This window comes from Arthrobacter sp. AFG7.2, from assembly GCF_002892835.1.
Taxonomy (GTDB): Bacteria; Actinomycetota; Actinomycetes; order Actinomycetales; family Micrococcaceae; genus Arthrobacter.
On record NZ_PJMB01000009.1, the window covers coordinates 16,102 to 39,527 of the forward strand.

Here is a 23,426-nt window from a genome sequence, read left to right on the forward strand (position 1 = left end):
GACCACTATGGGCAAGTACTACTCCCCCACCGGCGGACTGCCGCCGCAGACCCACCTGACCACTGAGCGCGCCATCGTCACCGAGGCCTACACAGTCATCCCGAAGGGGGTCATGACGGACATCGTCACGTCCAACCTGCCGGGCTTTGCAAACACGCGCTCCTGGATCATCGCCCGACCCATCTCGGGCTTCGCCACCACGTTCTCGCAGCTGATCGTGGAGATCGGCCCGGGCGGCGGTGCTCCCAAGGCCGAATTCGAGGCCGGCGTCGAAGGCGTCATTTTTTTCACCCGCGGCAAGGTCAACCTCACCCTCGACGGCGAACTGCACCAGCTTGAGGAAGGCGGCTACGCCTACCTGGCTGCCGGTTCCGAGTGGGGCCTGGAGAACGTTTCCGACGACGTCGTGTCCTTCCACTGGATCCGCAAGGCCTACGAACGCCTTGAGGGCTACGAGGCCAAGTCCTTCGTCACCAACGAAAAGGACGTGGAGCCCACCGCGATGCCGGACACCGACGGCGCCTGGAAGACAACCCGCTTCACGGACTCCAGCGACCTGGCCCACGACATGCAGGTGAACATCGTGACGTTCCAGCCTGGCGGCGTCATCCCGTTCCCGGAAACGCATGTCATGGAGCATGGGCTGTACGTCCTGGAGGGCAAGGCCATGTACCTGCTGAACAACGACTGGGTTGAGGTGGAGGCCGGCGACTTCATGTGGCTGCGCGCTTTCTGCCCGCAGGCCTGCTACGCCGGCGGCCCGGGCGAATTCCGCTACCTGCTCTACAAGGACATGAACCGGCAGGTCCGCCTCACCTAGCCCTGCCCGGCCCAACAGGGAAGCAGTAACTGCCGTTGCGGAGGCCCGCAACGGCAGTTACTGCTTCCCTGCTTGGGGAAACGAACTAAACTTCGCCGGCGTCAGGCCCCCGGATTCAGGACCACCTTGATGCAGCCGTCCTCTTTCTTCTGGAACTTTTCGTACAGGGCGGGCGCCCCGTCCAGGCCGGAGCGGTGGGTGACGAGGTCCATCACACCCAGCGGATCGGCGTCGTCCTCCACGAGCGGCAGGATGTCGTCAGTCCAGCGGCGCACGTTGCATTGGCCCATCCGGACCTGGATCTGCTTGTCAAACATGGTGAGCAGCGGCATGGGGCTGGCCTGGCCGCCGTACACGCCGCTCAGGGACAGCGTCCCGCCGCGGCGGACGGCGTCAATGGAGGTGTGCAGTGCGGCAAGTTTGTCCACACCCGCGGTTTCCATCGCTTTCTGGGCCAGCTTGTCCGGCAGGAGGCTCAGCGCCTGGTGGGCAAAGCCCGCCACCGGGGAACCGTGGGCTTCCATTCCGACGGCGTCAATTACCGCGTCCGCGCCCCTTCCGGCCGTCCGCTCCCGCAGTTCGTCCGCCACACCCTTGGTGTAATCCAGGGTTTCCACCCCATGCCGGGCAGCCATCTCCCGCCGCTCGGGGACCGGATCCACGCCGATGACCCGCAGGCCCCGCTGAACACCGATCCGGCTGGCGAACTGCCCCACGGGACCCAGTCCGAACACTGCCAGGGTGCCTCCCGGCTGGACATCGGCGTATTCAACGCCCTGCCACGCGGTGGGAAGGATGTCCGAGAGGAAGAGGTACCGTTCATCCGGCAGCTCAGACCCCACCTTCACCGGCCCGTAGTCGGCGTGCGGCACCCGCAGGAACTCAGCCTGGCCGCCGGGAACCGAACCGTACAGCTCCGAGAAGCCAAAGAGCGCAGCGCCTGAGCCCTTGCTCTTGACCTGGGTGGTCTCGCACTGGGACTGCAGGCCCTGGCTGCACATGTAGCAGCGGCCGCAGGAGATGTTGAAGGGAATCACCACCCGGTCTCCCTTGCGGAGGTTGGTGACAGCGCTTCCAACCTCCTCCACGATGCCCATCGGTTCGTGGCCGATCACGTCACCCTTGTGCATGTAGGCGCCCAGCACCTCGTACAGGTGCAGGTCCGAGCCGCAGATGGCGGTGGAGGTGATCCGCACGATGGCGTCCGTCGGCTCCTGGATCACGGGATCCGGTACTTCTTCCACGCTTACCGAGCGCTTTCCTTGCCACGTCAGTGCTTTCACAATTCGCCTTTCTGGAGGTATTGCCTTCAGTCCGGGCCAAAGCCCATGAGTCGACGGTATCGGCTTCAGCAGAAAAAAGTAAGCAAGCTGACTAAAGTCTTGTCGTGGGGCCCCGGGGCTTCTAGCGTAGGAAGAGCCAGATCCGCAGACACGACTGAAAGAGGAACGCCATGACGCTCTACCAGCCGGAACCGGTCGAAATTTCCACCCGCATCCGGCCCGGTGAGTGGACGGAAGCCAGCCTGGAGGAGCTCGTCAGCACCTACCGGACCCGCATCATGGAGATGGGTGCCAACATGGCGGAAGTCAGTACGGATATCGTGCGGAACGACGACGGCTCCGTCGTAGTGGCAGTGGTGTGGAACAAGCCTGCGAACACCGGTGATGAGGATGCCGTCACCGGCGGACAGACAGTCTGACTGAGCCCGTTGGCGCTTACGGCCTGGCGATCAGCCGGCCCACGGCGCTGGACGTGAGGTTCTGGAGCAGGTCCAGGGGTCCTTCGTAGACCTCCACTGCCCCCGCGGTACGCAGTTCCGCGGCACTGACTCCGCCGCACGTGACAGCAATGGCGGGGATGCCGAGCGCCGCCGCGGCCTTCATGTCCCAGACGGCGTCCCCGATGAAGACGGCGTCAGCAGCGTCCACGCCGATCGTGTCCAGTGCGGCCACAAGGATGTCCGGGGAGGGCTTGCTCTCCTTGGCATCGTTGGCGCTGGTGGCGCCGTCAATAAAAGCATCGGCGTCCAGGATGGCCTTCATCACCTCCAGGTCCTTTTTGCGTGCCGATGAAGCCAGGGCAATGGCCAGCCCTCCCGCATGGCACTGGGCGAGCAGATCTTTCACTCCCTCAAACGCCCGCAGGGCAGGCCAGTGGGATGCATAGAGCGCGCCGTGGCTTGCCATGACCTCCGGATCCTGCGAGCGGTCGCGGGCTTCGGGCAACAGGTTGTCCACCAGCCGGTCCCCACCCATTCCCACGTAATGGTGGATGGACGCCATGGGGATGTCATAGCCGTGCTGGCGAAAAGCGCCCCACCAGGCGATCGTATGGATGTAGGACGAATCGATCAGCGTCCCGTCAACGTCAAAAAGAACCCCCCGGCGTCGTCCGCCAGGGGGTACAGAGCCTTGGGGCACCATCAGCTGACCGCTGCCCGTTTTGCCGCTGGAGCCTTTTTCTGGCGCGCCGCTTCCTCCTTGGCGGAGTTCACAGGGCGGACGCGCTCCCGCAGGACTGTCCCGGCGCCGTCGTTGCTCTTGTCCCGGATCAGCCCGGTTCCGGCAATCTCCCGCGCCATTGCCACACCGGCAACAGCAGCCCTCTTTGTGGGAAAGGTGACCGAGATGGCCATCAGGCTCCCGGCTCCATCCATCATCCGGACCCTGTAGCCGCCGTCGGGCGCGTCCACGAGCTCAAAATACCCGGCCATTTGTATCACTCCTCCATCAGTCACCGCGTTGTGCTTTGTCTAGGAGCACTTCATGAGGTGTTAGTAAGTATACTTATCTATTCTGCGAAGGAGAAGCCACCCCGGACCGCGCCGCCTCAGCGCGGGCCCGCCGTCTCCGGCGGGATGGGGGTGTCACTCCGCCGAACGGTATCCTGATGGAGCTCCAGAGCGCTAGTCACAAGGGCAAAGTGGCTGAAGGCCTGCGGGGTGTTGCCCAGCTGCCGGCCGGCCTTTACAGCCCATTCCTCACTCAGCAGTCCCACATCATTCCGCAGCTCAAGCAGCCGCTCGAAAAGTTTCCGGGATTCCTCGTGCCGGCCCGCACCCAACAGCGCTTCCACCATCCAGAAGGAGCAGGCGATGAACACGCCCTCATCCCCCGGCAGTCCGTCGTCGCTCTCTTCCGGACGGTACCGCAGCACGAAGCCGTCCTCGGTGAGCTCCCGCTGGATCGCGTCGATGGTGCCAATGACCCGGGGATCATCGGACGGCAGGAAGCCGACGCGCGGGATCAGGAGGAGGCTGGCATCCAGCTCCGGCCGGCCATAGGACTGAAGGAAAGTATTGCGGGATGCATCAAACCCGTTGGCCATGACGTCCCGGTGGATCACGTCGCGCAGCCTCTCCCACCGTTCCACCGGCCCGGGCAGGCCGGACTCGCGGACGCCCTTGATCATCCGGTCCGCGGCCACCCAGGCCATGACTTTCGAATGGGTGAAGTGGCGGCGGGGCCCGCGCATTTCCCAGAGCCCGTTGTCCGGCTGGTCCCAGATGGTTTCAAGATGCGCCATCAGGGCAAGCTGGACATCCCAGGCCTCGTCCGGATGCTTCAGCAACGAGTTCCGGGTCAAGGCCAGGCAGTCCAGCACTTCACCCCACACATCCAGCTGCAGCTGCTCGGCCGCGCCGTTGCCAATACGTACCGGCGATGAATTTTCGTAGCCCTTCAGCCATGGCAGCTCCATTTCGGGCAGGCGCCGCTCGCCGTGGATTCCATACATGATCTGCAGATCGGCCGGATCGCCCGCCACGGCGCGGAGCAGCCAGTCCCGCCACGCGGCCGCTTCGGCTGTGTAGCCCGCGGCGAGGAGTGCCTGCAGCGTCATGGTGGCGTCCCGCAACCAGCAGTAGCGGTAGTCCCAGTTGCGGGGGCCGCCCAGCTGCTCCGGCAGGGAAGTGGTGACCGCCGCGACTATGCCGCCGGTGGGGGCGTAGGTCAGGGCCTTCAGTGTCACCAGGGAACGTACCACCGCCTCCTGGTACTCCCCCTTGACTGTGCACTGGGACGCCCAGCCCCGCCAGAATGCGTACGTGGTGCCCAGGACTTCTTCAGCGTCCACTGTGTGGGGGCGCCCGGCATGGCTTGGTGCCCAGGTGAGGACAAAGGGAACGCGGTCCCCTGCGTTCACAGTGAAGTCGCTGACCGTGTGCATGTTCTCGCCATGAAGGGGTGCCGGCGTCACCAGGTAGACAGCGTCCGGCCCTGCGATGGCATGCATGCCCAGCTTGTCCCGGCGAACCCACGGAATGATGTGGCCGTAGTCAAAGCGGAGGACCAGTTCGCTGTGCATCCGGACGCTGCCGCTGACCCCCTCAACGATGCGGACGATGTCCGCCACGGAATCGCGCGGCGGCATGAAGTCGATGACCCGCACTGTTCCTTCGGGTGTTTCCCACTCCGTCTCCAGCACCAGGGTGCCGTCCCGGTACCCTCTTCGGGTGCATGCCCCACCAGTCCTGGGTGCCAGCAACCACCGCCCTGCCTCGGGCGTGTCCAGCAGGGCGTTGAAGCAGGCCGGGGAGTCGAACCGGGGAAGGCAGAGCCAGTCAATGGAGCCTTCCTTGCTGATCAGGGCTCCGGTTTGAAGGTCTCCAACAACTGCGTAATCCTCAATGCGCGCCATGTCCTTACCCTGCCACAGCCGTCCCGAAAGGGAAGGGCACCAGCCGGTGTAGCCTGAAGATCGTCAGGCAGCGCGCTCTTGGGTTGCAGCCCGGGCGCCCCGGCCACCGAGGCCTACTGGAGGAACTATGGCCATCCACATTGGCACATCCGGCTGGAGCTATGACCACTGGGAAAATGTCCTCTACCCACCCAAGCTCCCGGTCAAGGACAGGCTGAAGCATTATGTCGCCCGGTTCAGCACCGTGGAGCTCAACGCCAGCTTCTACCGCTGGCCCCGGGACACCACGTTTGCCGGCTGGAACCAGCGCCTCCCCCAGGGCTTCAGCATGTCCGTGAAGGCTCCCCGCGGCCTGACCCATGCCCGCAGGCTCCACCAGCCGGAGGTGTGGCTGGAACGGATTGAGAAGTGCTGGCATGAACTCGGCGATAAGCGGGCGGTGCTCCTGGTCCAGCTGCCGCCCGGCATGGAACGGGACGATGCCCGGCTGGACTACTTCCTGGGCGCGGTCCCGCAATGGATCCGGGTGGCGGTGGAATTCCGGCACCCCAGCTGGGAGTGTTCCGACGTCTACGCACTGCTGGAGCGGCACCAGGCTGCCTACGTCATCATGAGCGGTGCCAACCTGCCGTGCATCCTGCGCACCACCGCCCCCTTTACGTACGTACGGCTGCATGGCCCCGACCACCAGCACCTCTACGCCGGCTCCTACTCGGACGCAGACCTGCACTGGTGGGCTGACCGGATCCGGGAGTGGTCCGGTGCCGGGCTGGACGTGTATACCTACTTCAACAACGACGGCGGGGGCAACGCTGTGCGCAACGCCGAGACGCTGCGGTGGATCCTTGGGGAAGGGTGACGTCATGGAGGGACGGCAGGGACGGCGGGCCGCCCGCCGCGGTTCAGCCTGTGGCAGAGTGGTTCCATGGACACGGCCCCCCAAACCCCGCCCCAGAATGCAGCCACACCCGTTGACCAGCACGGGACACACCACACGCTGATCTCCGGAAACCAGGTCTTCAGGCTCGCACACCGGATCTCCGATGGCGCGAACAATGTGCGCATCCAGCTGGCCAAACGCTGGAAGTTTGTTCCACAGACCATCGCGTACCAGGGCTATGGTTCAACCAGCCTGGTCCGTGTGCTGGGACGGGTTCTGCTGACCCAAAAGCCGCTGCCCGGCAGCAAAGCCGAACACGCGGCGCAGAACGGCAACCAGAACGTGCGTGGCTGGCGGGCCTTCACCAGCGTGCCCCTGCAGTTCACCGACGTCGAAATCACCATCGGTGATGTTGTCACCCACGTCCGGGCTGACCGCGGGGGCCTGATCGACACGGAAGTGAAGGTGGAGCTTTCGCCGGGATGGCATACCGCGGTCCTGCGGGCCGAGGGCACGGAGCCGGTTGAAGCCAGGATCCGCGTCGTCGCACCTGATGTGAAGTTCGGGATCGTGTCCGATATTGATGACACCGTGATGGTGACCGCCTTGCCCCGGCCCTTCCTGGCCCTGTGGAATACGTTTGTGTTGAGCGAACGCGCACGCATGGCCACGCCCGGCATGGCCGTGCTGCTCGACCGGCTCACCGTGGAGCACCCGGACGCACCGGTGATCTACTTGTCCACGGGGCCATGGAACGCGGCCCCCACCCTGGCCCGCTTCCTGACCCGGAACATGTATCCGTCCGGAGCCCTGTTGCTGACGGACTGGGGCCTGACGCAGGACCGCTGGTTCCGCAGCGGCCAGGACCACAAGCACCGCAACCTGAAGCGGCTTGCCAAGGAATTCCCGGACATGCGCTGGCTCCTGATCGGCGACAACGGCCAGCATGACGAAGCTATCTACTCCGGCTTCGCGCAGGAGAATCCGGACAAGGTTGCCGCGATCGCCATCCGCCAGCTGTCCATCAGCGAATCCGTGTTCGCAGGCGGCCACTCCGAAGACGGGGACCATACCGCGTCCCAGGTTCCGTGGATCTACTCTCCGGACGGTGCGGGCATGGCCAGGCAGCTCACGGCGCTGGACCTGCTCTAAGCGCTGGCACCCAGGGCGGGAACGCCGTCGTCCGGTACGTCGGTGCCCATGGGTGTGTCGTCCATAACGTCGGCATCCATGTCGTCGCCCACCATGGCTTCCGCAATTGCAGCACTGGCAGCGGCGGCAAGGTCACGTTCCTCGATGAGTTCCTGGAACCAGAAGTAGGAAGCTTTTGGCGTCCGTTCCAGGGTTTCGAAATCCACGTGCAGGAGTCCGAAAGGCTGGTTGTAGCCGGCGGACCATTCGAAGTTGTCCATGAGCGACCAGACGTAGTAGCCCCTCAGGTCCACGGATTCAGCATCCCCGCCCGGCGCCGTGGCCTTCAGCGCGGTCTCGAGGTGGTCCGAAAGGTACTTCAGCCGGCGTTCGTCAGGGATGAATTTGGTGTTGCTGGACTTGTCCCGGACGATGATGTCCTCAAAACTTGCTCCGCCCTCCGTGAGGATGACCGGCGGCAGGTTCGGGTACCTCTCGCCCATCTCCTTCAGGGCCACCGCCAGGTATTCCGGTTTCACCGGCCAGCCGTAGGCGGTAATGTCCGCTTCAGGCCAGGTTTCCACATGGAACGGTGTTCCGCCGCTGCCCGCCGCGCTCAGGTCGCTGCCCATGGCCTCCGCCATGCTCGCAGGCACGGCACCGCCGCCAGGGCCCACCGCCACCTTGGTGGGCATGTAGTAGTTGAGCCCGTAGAAATCCAGCGGCTGGGAGATGAGTTCCATGTCCTCGTCAGGGTGCTCAAATGAGCTGAAAAACTTTGCCGCACGGATCAGGTCCGGGTACTTTCCGGTCAGGACGGGGTCCGCGTATAGCCGGTTCTGTGCCAGGTCCATGAGCCCGGCGCTGATCCTGTCCAGCGGGTTGATCGAGTTCGGCACCATGGGCGAGTAGACGTTGCTCATGCCGATCTCACCCGGCACGTTGGCGGCGCGCAGGGCCTGGACGGCGAGGCCGTGACCCAGCAACTGGTGGTGCACGGTGGGAAAGGCGCCCAGGACCAGTTCTTTACCCGGTGCGTGCAGTCCGAGCGAATACCCGTTGGTGCTCACGGTTGCCGGTTCGTTGATGGTCACCCACCGGGCCACCCTGTCGCCGAACTCTTCCGCCAGGATGGCGGCATACTCGCCCAGGCGGTAGGCCGTGTCCCGGTTCATCCAGCCGCCGGCTTCGTCCAGCGCCAGCGGAGTGTCCCAGTGGTAGATGGTGGCCATCGGGGAGATCCCGTTGGCCAGCAGTTCGTCCAAAAGCCGGTCGTAGAAGTCAAGGCCGGCACGGTTGGCCGGCCCGCTCCCGGTGGGCTGGACGCGGGGCCAGGCGAAGGAAAACCGGTAGGAGTCCACGCCCAGCTGCTTCATCAGGGCAACATCCTGGGGCATACGGTGGTAGTGGCCGGTGGCCGTGACCGGGCTGTGGTTGTCGACGATGGCGCCCTCTTTGGCCGCAAACACATCCCAGCCCGCCGGACCCCGCCCGTCCTCGTCCAGCGCCCCTTCGATCTGGAAAGCTGCTGTTGCAACGCCCAATGTAAACCCGGAAGGGATGAGTGCGGCGAGTTCTTTGGCGGTGATGTGCATCGGCGGGCCTTTTTGTGACGGAACGTTTTCGAGTACGTCTCAGGATTGCACAGCCGCAGGCGCCTGACGAGCGGGGCGGTTCCGGCCGCTACCGCGAGCCGAACAGGAACTCCTTGGCATGCGCCACCGCTTTGCGGAAGGCATCGTTCCGGAGCGTCACCAGGTGCTCGCTTTCCCCGTCAGCAGGTTCCAGGTATCCGGTGTAGCCCGGGCGCAGCACCCAGATATCGCCTGCCGGCGGAAGGTAGAACACCCCGAAGGACCGCTGCTGCTTTTCTTCAACAGTCCACACCGGCACCACGGCCAACGCCGCACCGGTGGCAGGGTTGATCCACTGTGCCCGGGGCAGCGGTTGCTCGTGGGCTTCGGGGTCCAGGAAGGGAGCAGTGCCGGCACCCCAGCGCTCCTCAAAGCGCTCATGGAATGCCGGGATCAGGTGTGAATCGTAGCGGCGCCAGTCGGTCATTCGGTTCTCCGCCTCCTCGCGGTTGTTCTGATGTTCCTTTTGGTCAGGACCAGGGCCCGCTCTCCCACCGCACGGGGGTAACCCTGATGGCGGGGCCAGGGGATCCGCCGGTACTGCGGACCTTCCGGACGGGAACCTGCTGCCCCGCGGCGGCGGCTCGTTCCTCGTCGTACCCGGCGCGCCGCCGCGGATCACGCAGGACGTTGAAGGCCTGCATGATCTTCAGGAGCTCACCTTCAGGGGCGGTGCCGCCGTCGACGTCGGGATGATGGCTTCGCATGAGCGCCCGGTAGGCCCGGGAAATTTCCTGCGGGGTGGCATGCGGCCGGACCCGCAGGATGGCGTAATAGTCAGGATTATTGGTCATCTGCCTCCCCTTTCCCCTGCCGGCAGCGGGGAGCCGGTCCCTGACGCCGGCACCGAAAGGATGAGCGGTGCGGGCAACGCCGCAGCACTGCCCGCACCGCCGGCTGTGGCTAGGTTCCGATCTGGTGCATGTCGTTGTGCTGCGTCTGGATCTCGATCTTGCGCGGCTTTGCCTTTTCGGCCACCGGGATCCGCAGCGTCAGGACGCCCTGATCGTAGCTGGCCTTGATGTTGTCTGCGTCCAGGGTGTCGCCAAGGATCAGCTGCCGGCTGAAGACGCCGCGGGGACGCTCGGCCGCCACCAGCTCCACGTTGGGCTGGGTAGGATCCTTGCGCTCCGCCCGGACGGTGAGGACGTTGCGTTCAACATTCAGGTCCAGGGAATCCATCTTCACGCCCGGCAGGTCAAACGCCACCACAAACTCGCCGTCCTCCTGCCAGGCGTCCATGGGCATGGCAGCCGGACGGGCGGCAGTTCCAAAGACCTGCTGCGTGAGCCGGTCCAACTCACGGAACGGGTCCGTGCGCATTAACATCATTTCCCACTCCTTCAGCATCCGTAGCTGGTGAACCTGTGTCATATCCATCCGCTTAATCTATGGTGATGGATATAGATTTTTTATAGCACTCGTGGGAAACTGAGGCAAGGGCCGGACGAATTTTCAGGAGAGCTGATGGCTGACCACAACGCGGGACGCTTGAGCGGCCCCAACAGCAGCCGGGCGGTGTATGCAATCTCCGTTGCCGCGAAGCTGGCCGGAACGGGCCAGCAGAACATCCGGCTCTACGAGACCAAGGGCCTGGTGTCCCCGGCGCGGACGTCCGGCGGGACCCGCCAGTACAGTGAGGACGACATCGCTGTCCTGCTGCGGATCGGCGAACTCCTGGACCAGGGACTCAACCTCGCCGGCGTGGCCAAGGTGCTGGAACTTGAGGCCGCCAACGTCAAACTGCTTCGTGCACTCAAACGGGCCCGGTCCCGGCCGCCGGGTTAACCGCCGCCCTGGAGCTCGCTTCCCGGCACGTCCGCTTTGGAGAGCACACCGGTGATCCGCTCCCCCGGGACCCGCACGGTCCGCCAGGTGTCAAGGGCAATGACTCCGCCGAGGATCACGAGCGAAAGTGACACCGAGGCAAGGGCATCGCTGAGCCAGTGGTACCCCAGGTACAACCGGCTCAGGGCGGCCAGCAGGATGCCAAGCCCTGCCCCGGCGAAGCCCAGGAGGGCGGCCGCTCGGTTACTGCGCCGGGAAAAAATCAGGAAGGCGCCCACCAGGAGGAAGTCGCACGCCCCCAGGACGTGCCCCGAGGGGAACGAGAACGTGTGGTCGATGCCGAAGAGCATCTGGTCCACCGGCGGCCGCGAGCGCCGCACAATCTGGAGGATGACCTGGGAAATGATGACCCCGGTGATCATGGCGGATGCCAGGAGGATGGGGCGCCAGGCATGCTTCGCGGCGAACCCCCACACCAGGATGACCACCAGGACAATGATGGGCAGGGCGATGGGACCGAAGACCACGGCGAGGAAAATCATGACGGCCGTGCCGACGTCGGACCTCAGCCCCAGGAGCCAGTCCCGGACGGGCACGTCGGCAGCAGAGAGACCGTCCGCCTGCAGCACGCTGGCCAGGGTGGCAATGAACAGTGCCACACCCGCCACCACCAGGATGATGGCTGCCCGGTACAGGCCGCGCCGGTCGGCGGGGTCCATGTAGCGCTCCTCAACCACGAACTTGTCGTGGAAGGTACGCCACCGGCCCTGGCTGTGTTCGGTACTTCCGGAGCCTGCCGAATCCTGGTGTCCCACTGTGCCCGTCCCTGTGCCGAGAAGATTTCCTAGGGTGAAGAGTATCCCGCCCGCGTGGCGCCGGCGCCTTTTAGCCACGGGCACTCTCCGGCGCCTGCCGCTTCCCTGGCACACGCCTGGCGGTAGCCTGTCTCCATGGGTGCCATGAACGAACTGATTGACGCTTGCGCCGTTCGTTCTGCTGCCGCGATTCTGACCCGGGCCGCTCCGGGGGTGCGGTGGGACCGGACAGCTGCCACTGCCCCTCTCCTGAATGACCTCAACTTGCGGGCCAGGACGGACCTTGTGGCCCAGGCCATCCTTGAGGACATCGGCAGCGTCCCCGGTGCGGGATATCCGACGGCGGCGGGCAGCTTCCGGGAAGCCCTGCGGGTTCCGGAGTTCACGGGCTGGATTTTATGGCCGGTTTCGGAGGCGGCAGCGGCACTTGCTGTCGCCTCCGGCAGCGGTGACGATTTTGACGATGGCCTGGCATTGCTGGCGGAGCTGACACCCAGGCTCACCGGCGAGTTTGCCATCCGCCGCCTGCTCGGCCACGACCTGGACAGGGCGTTGAAGGCAGTCCTCGGGTGGACTGCCCACCCGGATGAGCATGTCCGCCGTCTCGCGAGCGAGGGCACCCGGCCCTACCTGCCGTGGGCGGTCCGGGTGCCCGGCCTTGCCCGGCGGCCCGAGGTTACCCTTCCCGTCCTCAATGCGCTCTACCGCGATCCGTCCGAATACGTGCGGCGGTCCGTGGCCAACCACCTTAATGATCTTGCCCGGGACGCACCTGGCACTGTAGTGGCGACGGCCAGAGAGTGGCTCTCCGCGGCTGACGGTAATACGGGCTGGGTGGTCCGCCACGGTCTCCGCACCCTCGTCAAGAAGGGGGATCCGGACGCGTTGGCGCTGTTGGGCTTTGCCCCGGCACAGGTAGCTGTGAGCGGGCCCCGACTCGACCGGAAGGTCGTGACCGTGCCGGGTGAACTGACGTTTACTTTCGAGATCAGCAACACCGGAACACAGGATGTGCGCCTCGCGGTGGACTACCGTGTCCACTACCGCAAGGCCAACGGCGGCCTCTCGGCCAAGGTCTTCAAGGTCTCGACCGTGACCCTTGCCCCGGGCAGGAGCAGGAGCTTTTCGAAACGCCACGCCTTTCGGCAGATGACCACCAGGGTGCACTATCCCGGCCTGCATGCCCTCGAACTGCAGATCAACGGTGATGTGCACGGCCGTGCCGAATTCCAGCTCGAGACCGAAAGTGGCGGCTAGCAGCTAGCGTGCCGAACTGGCGGCGTCCTGCGCATGGTTCCGCCAGGTGTGTTCAGGCTCGAAGTCCAGCAGGCGCCGTGCCTTGTCAATCGACAACATGGTTTCGTGTTCGCCCAGCTCCTTGACCACCTTGACGCCGGGAAACACTTCCGCAGCAAGGTCAGCGCTCGGCCGGCTCATGACGGTGTCCGCGTTGGCGATGATGAATGCCTCGAATCGGGGCTTCCCGTTTTCGAGGGCGCGGACCACTGCCTGGGCGCCGTCCCGGCCGTCGATGTAGCCCCAGAGGTTCCATTTCCGCTGGGTTGCGTCAGCGTCGAAGGACGGGAATTTGCCGTAGTCCTCCACGTCCATCACATTGGAGAACCGCAGCCCCACAATGCTCAGTTCCGGGTCCCAGCGGGTCAGTTCGGCAGCCATCTGCTCTTCCAGGTGCTTCACCAGGGAGTACGTGCTTTCGGGCCGGGCAGGATATTCCTCGTCCACGGGAATGTACGGCGGGTCGACGTCGAACGGCAGTCCCAGCACCGTCTCGCTGGAGGCGTACACGATCTTCTTGATGCCCGCCCGGCGTGCAGCCTGGAACACGTTATAGGTGGACAGCATATTGTTCTCGAAGGTTGCGGCATCGGGGATGATGCCCGGGGCAGGGATGGCGCCCAGGTGAACGACGGCGTCAAAACCCTCATCATGCCTGTCATCCACCCCCAGGAACACGTCCAGGACCTGCCCGTAGTTGCGGAGGTCCACCACTACCAGGCCGGGGTGGCGGACACCGGCGCGGTCCAGGTTGAGCACCTGGTGGCCGTCCTCTGTGAGCCTGCGGACAACGTGCCGTCCGAGTTTTCCGCTTCCGCCGGTGACCGCAATTCTCATCAGGTTTTCCTTTTCGTTGGGGACGTGCGCCGGATCAGGCGCGTGGGCTCGGGGTGGCAAGGAATTTTTCGACGGCGGCGATCGCCAGCTCCGTAATCTCACCAGGTTCTCCGCTGCCGTCCACGGGCACGAGCATTCCGCGGCCGGCGTAAACCGAGACTACTTCATGCGTCTCTCGGTGGTAGAGATCCAGGCGGCGGCGGAACACATCCACCGTATCGTCCGTTCGGCCCTGGTCCGCGGCACGCCTGCGCATCCGCTGTTCCAACACGGCATCGGGGGCGGACAGCTCAATGACTGCGTCCAGGGCAAACCCCTGGGACGCGAGCATGGTGTCCAGTTCCGCCACCTGGGTAGCCGTCCGCGGATAGCCGTCCAGCAGGAATCCTTCCTGAAGGTCAGCGTCCAGCAGGCGGTCCTTGACCAGCGCGTTGGTGAGCTGGTCCGGGACAAAATCACCGTCGTCGAGATAGCCGGCAGCCTGGTTTCCCAGCTCGGTCTCCTGGCTGACGTTGGTGCGGAAGATGTCGCCGGTGGAGACAGCAGGGACACCGAAATGCCGCGCGAGCTTTTCTGCTTGCGTTCCTTTGCCGGAGCCTGGCGGACCGATGATAAGCAGCCTGGTCATGTCATGTCCCTCTTCCTGCCCCTCCGGGCCGCGCCGGCCGCGGTTGTCCCTGGGCCTGCCGCCACGGGACGGCGCCTGCTTCATTCTGCCGGTAACCCCCGGCAGGCGCCAGAGAACCCGTCCCTGCCCGTGTCAGGGTGACGCTTCCTCCCGCCGGAGGATGTATATACTTCTTGATATCGGTTTAGCAGCAGGCCGTTGGAAAGTTCCTCGATCCAGCGACCATCACAGCCTTCCCGCGTCAGCCGGGGGAGCTGGAGTCACCGGGTTGTCCTGAGCGAATGGCACCAAGAAACCGTGGCCAGCGAGTCAACAGCAAAATCCGACACATCCATCACCGCGCACCTGCATGAACTGGTCCTCAACAGCTCTGACGTTGAGGACTTCCTCAATGAACTGGCTCAGGTGTCCGCACGCAACCTTTCCGGGCCCGATGACGAGATCATGTGCGCCATCACCCTCCTGCGGCAGCGGAAGGCCGCGACCGTGGCCAGCAGCAGCCCCTCGGCAAAGTCGATAGCGCAACTCGAGTATGAATTCACCGAGACACCGAGCCTGACGGCCTCCACCACGAGTGAGAGCGTTCACGTCCCGGATGCCCGGCATGACGGCCGCTGGCCCGAATACTCCTCGGCTGTGGTCGCCCAGGGCGTCCGGTCCGTCCTGGCCCTGCCGTTCCAGCTGGAGGGCGGGACGAAGGCTGCGCTGCTGCTGTATTCCCGCCAGCCCAACCGTTTTGAGCCGCGCATCCTCGAGTTCGCCGAGGACTTTGTGGGGCAGACGTCGCTGGCGCTGCGGCTGGCAGTGCGCTTTGCCCACTACAGCGAAACAGCGGCGAATCTCCGCGCCACCCTGGAGTCCCGGACGGTGATCGACATGGCGGTGGGCATCATCATGGCCCAAAACCGGTGCAGCCAGGACGACGCCTTCGAGATCCTGAAAACGGCATCGAGCACACGCAACTCAAAGCTGCATGATGTTGCCGCGGCCGTCGTTAAATCGCTGGGCCAGGGGCCGGCCCGCACGCACTACGACGGTTAGTGTTCATAGGCCCACAGGGCCCCGGAGGCGGCGGTGGCGGCCCCCGCTGGTAGCCCAACGCTCTGTCACCTAACGCGGCCGTTCCCCAACGCTCCATCACCTGACGCACGCTTTCCCCCAACGCTCACGCACGTCCTGCCGGGAAAACCCCAACGCTCACGCACTTCCGACGGCGGCGGCCTCCCGCCGTCGTCGGAAGTTTTCTGCGTTTGGCCTACTTGGCGAGGAAGCGCAGGAGCGCCTCATTAACCTCGGCGGCATGGGTCCAGAGGAGCCCGTGCGGGGCGCCTTCAATCTCCACGTACTCTGCGCTGGGCAGGGCCTTGGCAAACAGCCGGCCGGTGGAGTCGATGGGCAGGATGTTGTCCGCAGTGCCGTGGAGGATGAGTGCGGGAACGTCGATTTTGGGGATGTCGTTCCGGAAGTCGGTGAGCCAGGCGGGCTGGGCTGCGACGGATGCTGTGGCGCCTGCCCCGGCGGCAAGGTTCCAGCTGGCGTTCACGGCCTCCTGGCTGAGGCGGGGCGTGCCGAGGAACGTGTCGGAGTTGTAGAAGTTCTTGAAGAACTCGGTGAAGAAGGCGTACCGGTCTGCGGTGACGGCTTCAGTCAACCCGTCGAAGACCTCCTGGGGGACGCCGTCAGGGTTGTCATCGGTCTTCAGCAGGAACGGTTCCAGCGAGCCGAGGAACGCAGCCCGCGCCACCCGTGCAGAACCATAGTTGCCCAGGTAGCGGCCCACCTCGCCGGTGCCCATGGAGAAGCCCACCAGGACGACGTCGTTCAGGTCCAGGGTTGTCAGTACGGTGTTGAGGTCGGCGGCGAAGGTGTCGTAGTCGTAGCCTTCGGTGGTCTTGCTTGATTTCCCGAAGCCGCGGCGGTCGTAAGTGATGACGCGGTAGCCCGCTTCCAGGAGGGCGGCCGTTTGCTTTTCCCAGGAGGAACCGTCCAGCGGGTAGCCGTGGATCAGCACGACGGGCTGGCCGGAGCCGTGGTCTTCGTAGTAAAGCTCGATGTCAGTGCTGTTTTCGGTTCCAACGGTGATGAAGGCCATCGCGGCGGGTCCTTTCGAGACTGTGGGATCGATGCGGCCGCCAAGGTGGTGCGGCCGTGCAGTACCTACTCTAGGGCGGCGGGCCGCACAGTCCAGTCCCGCCCGCGGTGGTCTCCCGCAGGCGGCTCTCCGCTATTGTGACGGCTGCGGAAGCTCGCAGGAGATCTGCGGATTGGCACCCATGTAGTTTAAGGGGCCGGCCACGATGGTGACTGCGATGGTTCCGGCCTGCGCGCAGTTGCCGGGGGCTGCGCCGAAGTAGCCGCGCTGCCAGGCGGCAACGCCGCCGATGATGAGCCAGATAACGACGAGTGCTCCCAGAATCCGCATGATTCCTCCATTGGCCGCGGCGGCTGTGGGATCAATTATGCGCTTCGGCAACTAAAAAGCACCTCCCGTCCCGGGGTGATCCCGGAACAGGAGGTGCTTTCGGTGGTTCGGGCAAACCTTACTGCGGCTAGGCCTGGGCCGTCTTGCCGGGCAGTGCCAGCTTGAAGATCTTGCCCCAGGTGGATCCGACCTGCTTCAGCAGCGGCCCCGTGGTGTACTTCAGGCCGTAGCGCTGGCAGATCTCGCGGACCTTGGGCGCAACCTCGGCATACCGGTTGGACGGCAGGTCCGGGAAGAGGTGGTGCTCGATCTGGTGGGACAGGTTGCCGGTCATGATGTGCATGAACTTTGACCCGGAGATGTTGGCGGAACCGATCATCTGGCGGATGTACCAGTCGCCGCGGGTCTCGCCTTCGGCCATTTCCTCCGTGAAGGTGTCTGTTCCTTCGGGGAAGTGGCCGCAGAAGATCACAGCGTGGGCCCAGACGTTGCGGACGGCGTTGGCGGTCAGCGTTCCATAGAGCGCCTGCTTCCCGGAGCCCGTGAGCATGGCCACGGCGGGGGTCGCGGCGTAGTCCTTGGTGAACTGGGTGACAACCTTCTTGCCGAGGGCCTTCAGGTCCTTGAGCAGCGCCTCTTTGGACTTCTTGCCTTCCTTGAACTCCGTGAGCTCAAGGTCGTAAATGGCGATGCCCCACTCGAAGAGGGGCGCCAAAATGGCATTGAACAGCGGGTTGGCCAGGTTGACGGGCTTCCACGGCTGCTGTTCGTCCATGCGCAGGAGGTTGTATCCGACGTCGTTGTCCTTGCCCACCACGTTGGTCCAGCGGTGGTGCAGGTCGTTGTGGGTGTGCTGCCAGGAACGCGACGGGGTGACGAAGTCCCACTCCCAAGTGGTGGAGTGGATGTCCGGGTCCCGCATCCAGTCCCACTGGCCGTGCAGGACGTTGTGCCCGATCTCCATGTTTTCCAGGATCTTGGCCAGGCTCAGCAGCGTGGTTCCGGTCACCCAGGCAGCCTTGTTCTTGCTGACCAGCAGTGCAGCACGGCCGGAGATCTCCAGGCCGCGCTGGATCTTGATCACGCGGCGGATGTAGGCAGCATCCGCTGCCCCGCGCTTGGCCAGGATCTCGTCGCGGATGGCGTCCAGCTCGCGGCCGAGTTCCGCTACCTGCTCATCAGAGAGATGCGCAGCAGCGGGAGGGCGGACCGTGGGACTGCCGGATTCGGCGAGCTTTCCGGGGCGCGTCCTTGACCCTCCGGTTGCAGTGCCTTCGGCGGGGGTGGCTTTGCTCGGTGAAATTACAGTCATACCTGGTGCTCCTCAGATTTCGAGGTTGACGGGTCCGGCGGCTGCCGAGACACACGTTTGGATCAGTTGGCCGGGTTCGCCGTGGACTTCCCCGGTTCGAAGGTCGCGGACCTGGCCCGACAGGAGTGGGGTCAGGCAGCTGTGGCAGATGCCCATCCGGCAACCGCTGGGCATCAGCACCCCGGCGTCCTCACCCACATCCAGGATGGGGGTGTCGCCGTCGGCCTGGACCTCCCGGTCGGAGGCCTCGAAGGTGACCAGTCCGCCGTCGTGCCCTACCCCGGCGTCGAACGTTGTGTTGAACCGTTCGATCATCAGGTTGCCGGCACCGCCCGCGACTGCCACATCGGAGCCGGGCGCAGCAGTGGTGAGCGCCGCGCGCTTCCACAACGCCTCGGCGTCGTCCAGGAAACTGTCCGGGCCGCAGGCGTAGGCTGAACGTTCTTTCCAGTCAGGACAGATTTCGTCCAACTGGGAGGTGTTGGTGAGGTCCATGCGGCCCTGCTCGCCCGTGAACCAGTGGGCAAGGCGGAAGTTGGGGAACTGGTCTGCCAGCTCGGCGAGTTCCTCCCGGAAGAGGCTGTCACCGGGAGTACGGGCCGAGTGGACCAGCACGACGTCGGCATCGGGACGCCGCGGAACGAGGGTCCGGATCATGGACATCACCGGAGTGATCCCGCTGCCCGCTGTCACCATCAGCAGGGGCCTGGGGTGCTCCGGGAGCACGAAGTCGCCCTGCGGAGGAGCCAGGAACAGGACGTCGCCTGGCTTGGTGGTCCGGACCAGGGTGCCGGAGACGGCCCCGACGTCAGTGACCGTAATGGCAGGGTCCTTGCCTGCGGGAGCGCTCAGGGAGTAGGACCGCCAGTGGCGGACACCGTCGAGTTCGACGCCGATCCTCGCCCACTGACCGGCCAGGTGGGAGTGCCAGCCGCGGCCGGGCCGGAAAAAGATCGTTGCAGACTGTGCGGTCTCCTGCACCACGCGCGTCACAACGCCGCGAAGTTGCCGTGCCGAGTAGACAGGGTTGAACAGCGCCAGGATGTCCTCCGGCGACAAGGGGGTTGTGAGCACAGTGGCCGCCTGGGCCAGCTGACGTAACCGGATCATGCGATTAAGCCTAGAGCGGCGCGAGCCATATTTCTCTCTCTCCGTCATATGACCGTTCCGCAGTCACGCTGTAATGGTGGCGCTAAGCCCCCCAAAGCCGCACTCTAAGAGTAACGGTTCGGCAACGCGGAAAGTTCCCTGTATTCAGTAAGCTTGCTTAGTATATAGCGGAAAAGCGCCTCCAGAGAAGGAACCTGTGGCCGGACAACGGTATTAGCGCTGCTCAGAAGCGGGGGTCCATCCCAGCGCGGGCGCAACGTGCCTGGCGATATTGCCCAACAGCTTGGCATTGAACTCCACACCCAGCTGGTTGGGGACGGTGAGCAGGAGAGTGTCCGCCGCCCGGACAGCCGTGTCACCGGCCAACTGCTCCGCCAGGACGTCAGGAGCGCCAACATAGCTTTTGCCGAACCTTGACGTCAGCCCGTCAATGACGCCCACCTGGTCCCGCCCGTCGCGAAGGGCCGCGCCGGCAAAGAAACGACTGTCTTCCTCGTCCACCACCGGAAGGACGCTCCGGCTGACCGATACCCGAGGGGTGTGCCGGTGCCCTGCTGCGGCCCACGCATCCCGGAACAGCTGGATCTGCTCTGCCTGGAGCTCATGGAAGGGCACGCCGGTGTCTTCGGTCAGCAGCGTGGAGCTCATCAGGTTCATCCCCTGTTCCGCCGCCCACACTGCAGTCTTCCGGGAACCGGCTCCCCACCAGATGCGCTGGGCGAGCCCTGGTGACTGCGGCTGGACCGGCAGGAGGCCCGTGGCTCCCCCTGCGTACCGCGGATCCGCTTCGGCCACCCCTGCTCCGCTGATCGCTCTCCGGAAAAGGGCAGTATGCCGGCGGGCCATGTCGGCGTCGGTTTCTCCAGGGGCGGGGACATGGCCGAAAGCTGCTGCCCCCTGGCGGGCCGCCTCGGGTGATCCGCGGCTGACGCCGAGCTGCAGCCTGCTGCGGCTGATCAGGTCCGCGGCCGCAGCCTCCTCGGCCATATAGAGCGGATTTTCGTAACGCATATCGATGACGCCCGTGCCGATCTCAATCCTGCTGGTGCGTGCGGCAATCGCGGAAAGAAGCGGGAAGGGCGACGCCTGTTGCCGGGCGAAGTGGTGCACCCGGAAAAACGCGCCGTCCAGTCCGAGCTCCTCGGCAGCCACCGAGAGATCAATTGCCTGGAGGAGGGCATCACCGGCGGTCCTGGTGCGCGAACCCTGCCCGGGACCCCAATGGCCGAAAGAAAGAAATCCGATGCGCTGCATACCTGCCCCAACTGCCGTCCGGCCGCCGGCATTCCCACCGCCTCCCGTGAAACCCCTGCTGGCATGATGGCTGGGTGGGTATCCCTGATGAAGCCGTGAACATCACCAAAACCGCCGTGTTGTTTGTGTTGGCAGCCGCGGCGGAAATCGGCGGGGCGTGGCTGGTCTGGCAGGCAGTGCGCGAAGGCAAGGACTGGTGGTGGGCCGGGCTGGGCGTGATCGCCCTGGGAGCCTACGGCTTCGTGGCCACGCTCCAGCCCGACGCCCACTTCGGCCGGATCCTTGCTGCCTACGGCGGAGTGTTTGTGGCCGGGTCGCTTGCCTGGGGTGTGGTCTTCGACGGCTTCCGGCCGGACCGCTGGGACATCGGCGGTTCGCTGATCTGCTTGCTGGGCGTGGCCGTGATCATGTTCGCCCCGCGCAGCGGAGGATAGGGAGACGTTCCCCACCACCACGTAGCTAAACTGGCACCGTGACCAACCCCGAGCAGCCCGCAAGCGCCTCCCTCCCGCCGTCGCGCGGGAAAATCGCCGAACGCCTGCTGCCCGGAGGAGAAGAACCGGACCCACGGTTCACCTTGGCCAACGAACGCACCTTCCTTGCCTGGATCCGCACCTCGCTCGCGCTTTTGGCCGGCGGCATTGCCATTGAGGCCTTCACCGCGGATCTCTTCCTGGAACCTGTCCGCAAGGGGCTGGCGGTGGTCCTGCTGCTGCTCGGCATGCTGCTGAGCGCCGGCTCTGCCGTGCGGTGGCTTCGGGTGGAACGCAGCATGCGCAACAAGGCACCGTTGCCGCTGCCGCTCATCGTGCCGCTGCTGGCCGCGGCCGGGGCGCTGGCGGCCGCCGTCGTCCTCGCCTTTATTCTCTGGCGCTGACCCGTGGCACCTCCCCGCCCGGCCGCAACCCACGGGGATCCCGGCCTTCAGCCTGAACGGACTTCGCTGGCCTGGGGCAGGACCATGATGGCACTGGTGACAGTGAGCGCCATTTTCCTGCGGTGGCTTCCGCAGCACGGCTTACCCATCCTGCTTTTGTTCGCTGTCTCGGCCGGGGCGGCTGCAGCCATTTATGCCACCCAGCGCCGCCGCTACAGCGTGAGTTCTGACGGCATCCATCAAGGAAACGTCGACGCCGACATCACCGCAGTGCTGTGGACGGCTTTCGCGGGGGTGCTGCTGGGAGGGCTCGGCGTCGGGATTGTCCTGATGGGTTAGCCCGGCAGGACCACTCTCAGAACATCGGCAGCACGAAACCGGCCAGAAAGGCTGCCGCCCCAATGCCTGTGAGGCAGCGGCCCAGCACGGAGGCCGTCCGGCCCGCCTCTTCCGGCGCTGCGGTCTGCCATTGGGTGGGGCGCTTGGGGTGGTAGTAAATGGGGAGGGTGTCGCCCACTGCCAGGTCCTTGATGTCGTGCGGGGACATTGGTGCGTGGTGTATCCGGTACTTGCGGTCGAACCACCGGAAGCCCACGCCGCTGCTGTCCGAGTAAACCACCGCTTCAGCAACCGCCCAGGGATGAATGAAGCGGCGGAGGAACCCGGTGTAGAAGAGCAGTCCGAGCCCGGCGGGCAAGCATAACCAGGTCAGCATTTCCAGGATTGGACCTGCCATCTCGAGCACAGTGGGCATGATTCAGATGGTACAGGCGTACTCTGAGGGTGACCGGTCCACTGAAGAAGGGGAAGCCATGGACGATCAGGATATTTTGACGCGCATCCAGTCCCTCGTCGAGGAGGAGCACTCACTCCGGGAGGGATCCGGAGACGGCCAGGCGCCGGACAAGGCGCGGCTGAAGCAGGTGGAAGAAAGCCTTGACCAGTGCTGGGACCTGCTGCGCCAGCGCAGGGCCAAGGAGGAATCAGGCGAAAACCCCAACGAAGCCGAAGCGCGCCCGGTCAGCGAGGTAGAGGGCTACAAGCAGTAACTGCTTCCGCTCCATCCGCTGGTCCTGCAGCACCGGACGGCAGTTCGGTAACGTTGCGCGTGACATCGTTGCCCTGAGACCGCCGTGCCTGAGCCGGTCCGCGGACAGATTGGAGCCCTCCATGCGCCTGGCAGTAGCCCAGATCATCAGCAGTGCAGACCCCGCGGCCAACCTGGAGCTGATCCGGGATTACGCCACGCAGGCCAAGGCCGCGGGCGCGGAACTGGTGGTGTTCCCCGAGGCAGCCATGCGGGCGTTCGGGAACTCCCTCCTGGATATCGCCGAGCCGCTGGATGGCCCCTGGGCTGAAGGAGTCCGGGGCATCGCGCGGGAGCTGGACATCGCGATAGTGGCAGGGATGTTCACTCCCGGGAAGGACGGACGGGTCCGCAACACCCTCCTGGTCACGGCTCCCGGCCTGGACACGTCCTATGACAAGGTGCACCTCTTCGACGCGTTCGGTTTTGCCGAGTCCAAAACCGTGGACGCGGGCGAGTCCCCGGTGACCTTCGAACTGAACGGCACGGTCTTTGGCCTGGCCACGTGCTACGACGTCCGTTTCCCCGCCCTTTTCGCCGCCAATGCCCGGGCGGGGGCGCAGGTCAACATCGTGTGTGCCTCCTGGGGTGCCGGCGAAGGCAAGGCGGAGCAGTGGGACCTCCTGGTTCGGGCGCGCGCGCTGGACAGCACCACTTTCGTGGTGGCCTGCGGCCAGGGTGACCCTGGGACCCTTGGCGCGGATCCCGCCGGGACTGCCCCGACGGGCATTGGGCACAGCGCCGTCATCACTCCCCTCGGCTCAGCTGTGGCAGCACTGGGCGGAAAGCCGGAACTCGCCGTCGTCGACGTTGATCCTTCAGTGGTGGACGAGGTGCGCGCCAGGCTGCCGGTGCTGGCCAACGCCCGGCAGTTCTAACGTCCGGGGCGGTGAA

Annotated in this window: 29 protein-coding genes; 12 read left to right on the plus strand and 17 right to left on the minus strand. The window is 65.1% G+C overall.

Annotated features, from left to right (window positions below):
- Positions 1 to 7: 7 nt before the first annotated feature.
- Entirely contained in the window at positions 8 to 820 is an 813-nt protein-coding gene (locus tag CXX84_RS14905; protein WP_102977508.1) for a bifunctional allantoicase/(S)-ureidoglycine aminohydrolase, read from the plus strand.
- A gap of 101 nt (positions 821 to 921) precedes the next feature.
- On the opposite strand, the gene CXX84_RS14910 is transcribed toward CXX84_RS14905, so the two are convergent.
- On the minus strand, positions 922 to 2,103 hold the full coding sequence (locus tag CXX84_RS14910) for a zinc-dependent alcohol dehydrogenase (RefSeq protein ID WP_102977509.1): 1,182 nt from the start codon (positions 2,101 to 2,103) through the stop codon (positions 922 to 924).
- 170 nt (positions 2,104 to 2,273) lie between these two features.
- On the opposite strand from CXX84_RS14910, the gene CXX84_RS14915 reads away from it, so the two are divergent.
- Positions 2,274 to 2,522 (plus strand): hypothetical protein, encoded by a 249-nt coding sequence (locus tag CXX84_RS14915; protein ID WP_102977510.1) that lies wholly within the window; start codon positions 2,274 to 2,276, stop codon positions 2,520 to 2,522.
- Positions 2,523 to 2,538: 16 nt separating this feature from the next.
- Here CXX84_RS14915 and CXX84_RS14920 read toward each other — a convergent pair whose 3' ends face one another.
- The 3 genes from CXX84_RS14920 to CXX84_RS14930 form a co-directional block, all read right to left on the minus strand.
- Complete coding sequence (locus tag CXX84_RS14920; RefSeq protein ID WP_102977511.1) at positions 2,539 to 3,246, minus strand: HAD family hydrolase; 708 nt, start codon at positions 3,244 to 3,246, stop codon at positions 2,539 to 2,541.
- Positions 3,246 to 3,536: a hypothetical protein gene (locus CXX84_RS14925; protein WP_102977512.1), complete on the minus strand. Its 291-nt coding sequence runs from the start codon at positions 3,534 to 3,536 to the stop codon at positions 3,246 to 3,248. Before CXX84_RS14925 ends, CXX84_RS14920 begins: the two co-directional genes overlap by 1 nt.
- Positions 3,537 to 3,652: 116 nt before the next feature.
- The gene (locus tag CXX84_RS14930; RefSeq protein ID WP_102977513.1) at positions 3,653 to 5,461 is read right to left on the minus strand and encodes a glycoside hydrolase family 15 protein; all 1,809 of its coding nucleotides are present in this window, start codon (positions 5,459 to 5,461) and stop codon (positions 3,653 to 3,655) included.
- A 127-nt stretch (positions 5,462 to 5,588) separates the two neighbouring features.
- On the opposite strand from CXX84_RS14930, the gene CXX84_RS14935 reads away from it, so the two are divergent.
- Together CXX84_RS14935 and CXX84_RS14940 are read left to right on the plus strand one after the other, a co-directional pair.
- Complete coding sequence (locus CXX84_RS14935) at positions 5,589 to 6,320, plus strand: DUF72 domain-containing protein (RefSeq protein ID WP_102977514.1); 732 nt, start codon at positions 5,589 to 5,591, stop codon at positions 6,318 to 6,320.
- A gap of 66 nt (positions 6,321 to 6,386) precedes the next feature.
- On the plus strand, positions 6,387 to 7,493 hold the full coding sequence (locus CXX84_RS14940; protein WP_102977515.1) for an App1 family protein: 1,107 nt from the start codon (positions 6,387 to 6,389) through the stop codon (positions 7,491 to 7,493).
- On the opposite strand, the gene CXX84_RS14945 is transcribed toward CXX84_RS14940, so the two are convergent.
- The 4 genes from CXX84_RS14945 to CXX84_RS14960 all read right to left on the minus strand — a co-directional run bounded on the left by CXX84_RS14945 (position 7,490) and on the right by CXX84_RS14960 (position 10,435).
- Positions 7,490 to 9,067 (minus strand): glycoside hydrolase family 1 protein, encoded by a 1,578-nt coding sequence (locus CXX84_RS14945; protein WP_102977516.1) that lies wholly within the window; start codon positions 9,065 to 9,067, stop codon positions 7,490 to 7,492. The genes CXX84_RS14940 and CXX84_RS14945 overlap by 4 nt on opposite strands.
- A gap of 88 nt (positions 9,068 to 9,155) precedes the next feature.
- On the minus strand, positions 9,156 to 9,533 hold the full coding sequence (locus CXX84_RS14950; RefSeq protein ID WP_102977517.1) for a hypothetical protein: 378 nt from the start codon (positions 9,531 to 9,533) through the stop codon (positions 9,156 to 9,158).
- A 43-nt stretch (positions 9,534 to 9,576) separates the two neighbouring features.
- Complete coding sequence (locus CXX84_RS14955) at positions 9,577 to 9,900, minus strand: J domain-containing protein (protein ID WP_102977518.1); 324 nt, start codon at positions 9,898 to 9,900, stop codon at positions 9,577 to 9,579.
- A gap of 109 nt (positions 9,901 to 10,009) precedes the next feature.
- Positions 10,010 to 10,435, minus strand: coding sequence for an Hsp20/alpha crystallin family protein (locus CXX84_RS14960; RefSeq protein WP_102977620.1), 426 nt, complete (start codon positions 10,433 to 10,435; stop codon positions 10,010 to 10,012).
- 138 nt (positions 10,436 to 10,573) lie between these two features.
- On the opposite strand from CXX84_RS14960, the gene CXX84_RS14965 reads away from it, so the two are divergent.
- Complete coding sequence (locus tag CXX84_RS14965) at positions 10,574 to 10,894, plus strand: MerR family transcriptional regulator (protein ID WP_102977519.1); 321 nt, start codon at positions 10,574 to 10,576, stop codon at positions 10,892 to 10,894.
- Here CXX84_RS14965 and CXX84_RS14970 read toward each other — a convergent pair.
- Entirely contained in the window at positions 10,891 to 11,709 is an 819-nt protein-coding gene (locus tag CXX84_RS14970) for a phosphatase PAP2 family protein (RefSeq protein ID WP_102977520.1), read from the minus strand. The two genes, CXX84_RS14965 and CXX84_RS14970, sit on opposite strands and share 4 nt — an antisense overlap.
- A 135-nt stretch (positions 11,710 to 11,844) precedes the next feature.
- Between CXX84_RS14970 and CXX84_RS14975 the strand changes: the two genes are divergently transcribed.
- Positions 11,845 to 12,966 (plus strand): DNA alkylation repair protein, encoded by a 1,122-nt coding sequence (locus tag CXX84_RS14975; RefSeq protein WP_102977521.1) that lies wholly within the window; start codon positions 11,845 to 11,847, stop codon positions 12,964 to 12,966.
- A 3-nt stretch (positions 12,967 to 12,969) separates the two neighbouring features.
- On the opposite strand, the gene CXX84_RS14980 is transcribed toward CXX84_RS14975, so the two are convergent.
- Both CXX84_RS14980 and CXX84_RS14985 read right to left on the minus strand, forming a co-directional pair.
- Positions 12,970 to 13,842, minus strand: a complete 873-nt coding sequence (locus CXX84_RS14980) for an NAD-dependent epimerase/dehydratase family protein (protein WP_102977522.1) — start codon at positions 13,840 to 13,842, stop codon at positions 12,970 to 12,972.
- A gap of 34 nt (positions 13,843 to 13,876) precedes the next feature.
- Entirely contained in the window at positions 13,877 to 14,470 is a 594-nt protein-coding gene (locus tag CXX84_RS14985; protein ID WP_102977523.1) for an adenylate kinase, read from the minus strand.
- 297 nt (positions 14,471 to 14,767) lie between these two features.
- On the opposite strand from CXX84_RS14985, the gene CXX84_RS14990 reads away from it, so the two are divergent.
- On the plus strand, positions 14,768 to 15,511 hold the full coding sequence (locus CXX84_RS14990) for a GAF and ANTAR domain-containing protein (RefSeq protein WP_102977524.1): 744 nt from the start codon (positions 14,768 to 14,770) through the stop codon (positions 15,509 to 15,511).
- Positions 15,512 to 15,725: 214 nt separating this feature from the next.
- Here the strand turns inward: CXX84_RS14990 and CXX84_RS14995 are convergent, their stop codons facing one another.
- The 5 genes from CXX84_RS14995 to CXX84_RS15015 form a co-directional block, all read right to left on the minus strand.
- Entirely contained in the window at positions 15,726 to 16,562 is an 837-nt protein-coding gene (locus CXX84_RS14995; protein WP_102977525.1) for an alpha/beta fold hydrolase, read from the minus strand.
- A 132-nt stretch (positions 16,563 to 16,694) separates the two neighbouring features.
- Positions 16,695 to 16,892: a hypothetical protein gene (locus tag CXX84_RS15000; protein ID WP_102977526.1), complete on the minus strand. Its 198-nt coding sequence runs from the start codon at positions 16,890 to 16,892 to the stop codon at positions 16,695 to 16,697.
- Positions 16,893 to 17,019: 127 nt separating this feature from the next.
- Positions 17,020 to 18,204 carry a fatty acid desaturase family protein gene (locus CXX84_RS15005; RefSeq protein WP_102977527.1) on the minus strand — a complete coding sequence of 395 codons (1,185 nt, stop codon included), beginning with the start codon at positions 18,202 to 18,204 and terminating at the stop codon, positions 17,020 to 17,022.
- A 12-nt stretch (positions 18,205 to 18,216) separates the two neighbouring features.
- Positions 18,217 to 19,314 (minus strand): ferredoxin reductase, encoded by a 1,098-nt coding sequence (locus tag CXX84_RS15010; protein ID WP_102977528.1) that lies wholly within the window; start codon positions 19,312 to 19,314, stop codon positions 18,217 to 18,219.
- A 213-nt stretch (positions 19,315 to 19,527) separates the two neighbouring features.
- Positions 19,528 to 20,568, minus strand: a complete 1,041-nt coding sequence (locus CXX84_RS15015; protein ID WP_102977529.1) for an LLM class flavin-dependent oxidoreductase — start codon at positions 20,566 to 20,568, stop codon at positions 19,528 to 19,530.
- Between the two features lie 95 nt (positions 20,569 to 20,663).
- Between CXX84_RS15015 and CXX84_RS15020 the strand changes: the two genes are divergently transcribed.
- From CXX84_RS15020 to CXX84_RS15030, 3 genes are read left to right on the plus strand one after another with little or no spacing between them, the layout of a single operon-like run.
- Positions 20,664 to 21,002, plus strand: a complete 339-nt coding sequence (locus CXX84_RS15020) for a YnfA family protein (RefSeq protein ID WP_102977621.1) — start codon at positions 20,664 to 20,666, stop codon at positions 21,000 to 21,002.
- 38 nt (positions 21,003 to 21,040) lie between these two features.
- Positions 21,041 to 21,445: a YidH family protein gene (locus CXX84_RS15025; RefSeq protein WP_102977530.1), complete on the plus strand. Its 405-nt coding sequence runs from the start codon at positions 21,041 to 21,043 to the stop codon at positions 21,443 to 21,445.
- A 3-nt stretch (positions 21,446 to 21,448) separates the two neighbouring features.
- A complete protein-coding gene (locus tag CXX84_RS15030) occupies positions 21,449 to 21,784 on the plus strand; it encodes a DUF202 domain-containing protein (protein WP_102977531.1) in 336 nt (111 codons plus the stop codon).
- 16 nt (positions 21,785 to 21,800) lie between these two features.
- Here the strand turns inward: CXX84_RS15030 and CXX84_RS15035 are convergent, their stop codons facing one another.
- Complete coding sequence (locus CXX84_RS15035; protein WP_102977532.1) at positions 21,801 to 22,199, minus strand: DUF3592 domain-containing protein; 399 nt, start codon at positions 22,197 to 22,199, stop codon at positions 21,801 to 21,803.
- A gap of 58 nt (positions 22,200 to 22,257) precedes the next feature.
- On the opposite strand from CXX84_RS15035, the gene CXX84_RS15040 reads away from it, so the two are divergent.
- Positions 22,258 to 22,494, plus strand: a complete 237-nt coding sequence (locus CXX84_RS15040; protein WP_102977622.1) for a DUF2630 family protein — start codon at positions 22,258 to 22,260, stop codon at positions 22,492 to 22,494.
- A gap of 121 nt (positions 22,495 to 22,615) precedes the next feature.
- Positions 22,616 to 23,410 carry a carbon-nitrogen hydrolase family protein gene (locus CXX84_RS15045; protein WP_102977533.1) on the plus strand — a complete coding sequence of 265 codons (795 nt, stop codon included), beginning with the start codon at positions 22,616 to 22,618 and terminating at the stop codon, positions 23,408 to 23,410.
- The last annotated feature ends 16 nt before the right edge of the window (positions 23,411 to 23,426 follow it).

What these genes read in the sequence shown, in the direction of transcription:
- CXX84_RS15045 (WP_102977533.1), top strand. Translation starts at nt 22,616, where the DNA reads ATGCGCCTGGCAGTAGCCCAGATCATCAGCAGTGCAGACCCCGCGGCC.
- CXX84_RS14905 (WP_102977508.1), top strand. Translation starts at nt 8, where the DNA reads ATGGGCAAGTACTACTCCCCCACCGGCGGACTGCCGCCGCAGACCCAC.
- CXX84_RS15010 (WP_102977528.1), bottom strand. Translation starts at nt 19,314, where the DNA reads ATGATCCGGTTACGTCAGCTGGCCCAGGCGGCCACTGTGCTCACAACC.
- CXX84_RS15005 (WP_102977527.1), bottom strand. Translation starts at nt 18,204, where the DNA reads ATGACTGTAATTTCACCGAGCAAAGCCACCCCCGCCGAAGGCACTGCA.
- CXX84_RS15015 (WP_102977529.1), bottom strand. Translation starts at nt 20,568, where the DNA reads ATGCAGCGCATCGGATTTCTTTCTTTCGGCCATTGGGGTCCCGGGCAG.
- CXX84_RS14920 (WP_102977511.1), bottom strand. Translation starts at nt 3,246, where the DNA reads ATGGTGCCCCAAGGCTCTGTACCCCCTGGCGGACGACGCCGGGGGGTT.
- CXX84_RS14925 (WP_102977512.1), bottom strand. Translation starts at nt 3,536, where the DNA reads ATGGCCGGGTATTTTGAGCTCGTGGACGCGCCCGACGGCGGCTACAGG.
- CXX84_RS14965 (WP_102977519.1), top strand. Translation starts at nt 10,574, where the DNA reads ATGGCTGACCACAACGCGGGACGCTTGAGCGGCCCCAACAGCAGCCGG.
- CXX84_RS14935 (WP_102977514.1), top strand. Translation starts at nt 5,589, where the DNA reads ATGGCCATCCACATTGGCACATCCGGCTGGAGCTATGACCACTGGGAA.
- CXX84_RS14960 (WP_102977620.1), bottom strand. Translation starts at nt 10,435, where the DNA reads ATGTTAATGCGCACGGACCCGTTCCGTGAGTTGGACCGGCTCACGCAG.
- CXX84_RS14980 (WP_102977522.1), bottom strand. Translation starts at nt 13,842, where the DNA reads ATGAGAATTGCGGTCACCGGCGGAAGCGGAAAACTCGGACGGCACGTT.
- CXX84_RS14975 (WP_102977521.1), top strand. Translation starts at nt 11,845, where the DNA reads ATGGGTGCCATGAACGAACTGATTGACGCTTGCGCCGTTCGTTCTGCT.
- CXX84_RS14950 (WP_102977517.1), bottom strand. Translation starts at nt 9,533, where the DNA reads ATGACCGACTGGCGCCGCTACGATTCACACCTGATCCCGGCATTCCAT.
- CXX84_RS14945 (WP_102977516.1), bottom strand. Translation starts at nt 9,067, where the DNA reads ATGCACATCACCGCCAAAGAACTCGCCGCACTCATCCCTTCCGGGTTT.
- CXX84_RS15040 (WP_102977622.1), top strand. Translation starts at nt 22,258, where the DNA reads ATGGACGATCAGGATATTTTGACGCGCATCCAGTCCCTCGTCGAGGAG.
- CXX84_RS15000 (WP_102977526.1), bottom strand. Translation starts at nt 16,892, where the DNA reads ATGCGGATTCTGGGAGCACTCGTCGTTATCTGGCTCATCATCGGCGGC.
- CXX84_RS14985 (WP_102977523.1), bottom strand. Translation starts at nt 14,470, where the DNA reads ATGACCAGGCTGCTTATCATCGGTCCGCCAGGCTCCGGCAAAGGAACG.
- CXX84_RS14940 (WP_102977515.1), top strand. Translation starts at nt 6,387, where the DNA reads ATGGACACGGCCCCCCAAACCCCGCCCCAGAATGCAGCCACACCCGTT.
- CXX84_RS15035 (WP_102977532.1), bottom strand. Translation starts at nt 22,199, where the DNA reads ATGCCCACTGTGCTCGAGATGGCAGGTCCAATCCTGGAAATGCTGACC.
- CXX84_RS14930 (WP_102977513.1), bottom strand. Translation starts at nt 5,461, where the DNA reads ATGGCGCGCATTGAGGATTACGCAGTTGTTGGAGACCTTCAAACCGGA.
- CXX84_RS14915 (WP_102977510.1), top strand. Translation starts at nt 2,274, where the DNA reads ATGACGCTCTACCAGCCGGAACCGGTCGAAATTTCCACCCGCATCCGG.
- CXX84_RS14995 (WP_102977525.1), bottom strand. Translation starts at nt 16,562, where the DNA reads ATGGCCTTCATCACCGTTGGAACCGAAAACAGCACTGACATCGAGCTT.
- CXX84_RS14955 (WP_102977518.1), bottom strand. Translation starts at nt 9,900, where the DNA reads ATGACCAATAATCCTGACTATTACGCCATCCTGCGGGTCCGGCCGCAT.